This window comes from Arthrobacter sp. Hiyo1 (assembly GCF_001263615.2).
In the GTDB taxonomy this organism is placed as follows: domain Bacteria; phylum Actinomycetota; class Actinomycetes; order Actinomycetales; family Micrococcaceae; genus Arthrobacter.
Map to the genome: position 1 here is coordinate 1,007,670 of NZ_DF952469.1, position 2,968 is coordinate 1,010,637.

Here is a 2,968-nt window from a genome sequence, read left to right on the forward strand (position 1 = left end):
GCCAGCCGGCCCGGGGCTCAGCGGACTGTCACCGCCGCTTTGGAAACAAGCGGCGACGCAAAGGACGTCGCAGCCGTTCTGCACGCCCGGCTCGCCAACTTCTCATCCCGCATGCCAGCCGGCGATCGTACCGTCATCCCCGAACCACTTCATACCAACCGGCCCGACCTCGCTGACATGATCAACCAAGTAACCCATAAGATCAGGCAGCGGGCCAAGCAAGTCGTGACGGCCGCTCTGACGCAGGACACTGAATGGAAACGAAAACTCGTCCAAACGCTCCCACCGAACGCGACGAGAACAGACACCGCCCGCCAGGTCGCCAGGGTTGCCATCTACAGGGACCGATGGGGTATCAACGACTCACCCCTCCCTCTGGGACCTGCACCGGCAGACCATGATTGGGAACAGTCATCGCAGTACGAACACCTCAAGCGCGTTGCCGACCGGGCTTCGTCCCAAGCCACCCGGCAACAACAACCCGGTGAATGGCTGGAAGATTCGATCTCCCGACAGGACAGCCCCATTACCGTCGGTTGGCAGCTCTGACATCAAAATCACTCTGCTCCACGGTCATGCCGTCTGCACCTTTGTCTCCCATGGAGTAGGAACAGAGCCTGGCCGCATGTCAGGTGACCAAGACCACGGAGACTCCAATGACGACGACGCCAAATCGCAACCAGCCCGTCGAGGTTGACCAACAGTGGCTAACCCCGAAAGAGATCTGCGCACAGCTACAGATCCCCGAACAGACCTTCTACCAGTGGCGAGCCAAGCACATCGGGCCACACGCATACCGCATCGGCAGGCACCTGCGAATCAGCCAAAGCGACTTCGTTGCCTGGCTGGCGCTGCACGCAGAGCGGTAACCGGCCCAAACCTGACCCGATAAATGAGCAGGTACCACTGCCCCTCGGAACATGGGGTCTCATCCGTACTGACCGGGCAACAGCAAGAAGCTGGCGCGCACGGGCCAGATACCGGGACCTCGACGGGCAAACGCGAAAAATCGAAGCCCGAGGGCAGTCCGCCGCAGCGGCACGGCGAAATCTCCAAATCAAACTGCAAAAAAGGCAGACCCAAGGCAACGCCCTCATCAGCACAACAGACCAGATCCGCGACCTCTCAGAGGTCTACTTGGCAGAGCTGCAACGCTCGGACAAGGCATCGCGGACCAAAGACAAATACGCGTTCAGCGTCAAGAAGTACATTCTTCCTGGAATCGGCTCTGTCCGCATAGGAGAGACCACGCCAGGCGTCGTGGATCACTTCATTCGAAATGTTGTCGACGCGGCCGGTCCGGCTACGGCCCGCACGTGCGGGGCGGTGTTGTCGTCGATGTTCAAAATTGCGCTGCGCCACGACGCTGCGAGCATCAATCCGGTCCTAGGAATCTCCATCCCGAGAACTCGGGCGGCAAAGCCTCAAGCCCTGGATCGGGAACAGTTCCTGGATCTGAGGACCAAGCTCATTGCTTGGGAGCAGGGATCGATGCTTGGCCGCACGAGGTCCCAGGAACTCCACCACATCGCGGACGTCCTCATCACCACAGGCCTACGGCCTGGCGAACTATTCGCACTGTCCTGGGCCGACGTCGACCTCGATTCAGACCCGCCAACCGTCCATGTCCACGCCACAGTCATCCGTACTTCCACCGGCGGTGTCACTATTCAGGACCACCCAAAATCCGAGCACGGATTCCGCTACGTGACTGTGCCGCCAAATCTCGCCATGTCACTTCGACGGCGACAGCTCAGGCAAAGCAGCAGCGCCACAGCGAATCCCTTGGATTTGGTCTTTCCCTCATCCACAGGAACGGTGTGCGATCCGAACAATGTCGGCAAGACTTGGCGCAAAGCGGCAGACGACATCGGATACTCGTGGGTGACGTTCAAAACGTTCCGCAAGGCCAACGCGACTCTCATCGCACGGACCATGGGCGCCGAAACGGCCGCCTACCAGGCAGGGCACTCCAAGGTGTCAATGACCCGAAAGCACTACGTCGAGGAATACAAAGAAGCGATCGACACACGGGCCGTGCTCGGCGCCTTCGACGCAGCCAACGGGGGACCAGGAGCGCCTGGCAAGACCGGTCTCCAAATCTGATTCAGGTGAGTTAAAGGTGAGTCCGGAGCGAAAAAGTTCAAATGGCCCTGACCAGAATCAACATACCTGCAGGTCAGAGCCAAACTAAGAGCCCCCTGTCGGATTCGAACCGACGACCCCCGCTTTACAAGAGCGGTGCTCTGGCCAACTGAGCTAAGGAGGCGCGCCCCGGCAGGCCGGAGCTGGTTGCCCCGGCAAGCCGGAGCTGGTTGCCCGGCGGACCGGGACTGATACCCCGGCAAGCCGGAGCTGGTGCGCGAGCGCTAGATAAGGTTAGCCCACGACCTCCCGCCCACGGAAATTCCAGCGGACGGGAGGCCTAGGCCAAGGGAACTACTTCTTTGCCGCGATAGCTGCATTCAGGACGGTCATGAAGTCCGACTTGTTGTCCCACTGCTGGCCGTCGATGAAGACCGTGGGCGTGCCGGAGATCCCGATGTTCTTGGCCTCCTGCGTGACCACCTTGACGAACGGCCGGTACGTCTTGTTGTCGATGCAGGAGTCGATGTTGGCCGATCCCGCTTGGGTGGCCAACTTCTTGAGGTCGTTGTCGGAAATGCCTGCGCTGCCCTCGGCGGGCTGCTGTGCGTACAGCAGATCCACGAGTGCCGAGTACTTGTCCGGCGACGTGTTCGCCACGCACGCTGCGGCGTTGGCGGCGCGGGAGGAGTAGTTCGTGCTGGAGCTGGCGTCCAGGAAGCCGAACGGACGGTACTCCAGGGTGATCTTGCCGTCGTCCCGCAACTGGGTCAGCTGCTGGCTGTACGTGCTCTCGAAGTTCTTGCAGATGGGGCAGATGAAGTCGATGTACGCCACAACCTTGACGGGCTTGCCGGCTTCAGCCTCGGCGCCGGGAGCGGTC

4 protein-coding genes and 1 tRNA gene are annotated in these 2,968 nt (G+C 60.8%); 3 read left to right on the top strand and 2 right to left on the bottom strand.

The features are described 5' to 3' along the window. From AHiyo1_RS08895 to AHiyo1_RS08905, 3 genes are all read left to right on the top strand, one after another. Nucleotides 1-549, top strand: a 549-nt coding sequence (locus tag AHiyo1_RS08895) for a hypothetical protein (protein ID WP_172465539.1), incomplete at its 5' end; no start/stop codon positions are given. 107 nt (nucleotides 550-656) lie between these two features. Then, on the top strand, nucleotides 657-869 hold the full coding sequence (locus AHiyo1_RS08900) for a helix-turn-helix domain-containing protein (RefSeq protein WP_059388324.1): 213 nt from the start codon (nucleotides 657-659) through the stop codon (nucleotides 867-869). 268 nt (nucleotides 870-1,137) lie between these two features. Further along, entirely contained in the window at nucleotides 1,138-2,106 is a 969-nt protein-coding gene (locus AHiyo1_RS08905; protein ID WP_059388325.1) for a site-specific integrase, read from the top strand. Between the two features lie 89 nt (nucleotides 2,107-2,195). On the opposite strand, the gene AHiyo1_RS08910 is transcribed toward AHiyo1_RS08905, so the two are convergent. Beyond that, a tRNA-Thr gene (locus AHiyo1_RS08910) sits at nucleotides 2,196-2,269 on the bottom strand. A 170-nt stretch (nucleotides 2,270-2,439) separates the two neighbouring features. Beyond that, a partial coding sequence (locus AHiyo1_RS26445; RefSeq protein ID WP_253257223.1) for a DsbA family protein occupies nucleotides 2,440-2,968 on the bottom strand: 529 nt, incomplete at its 5' end.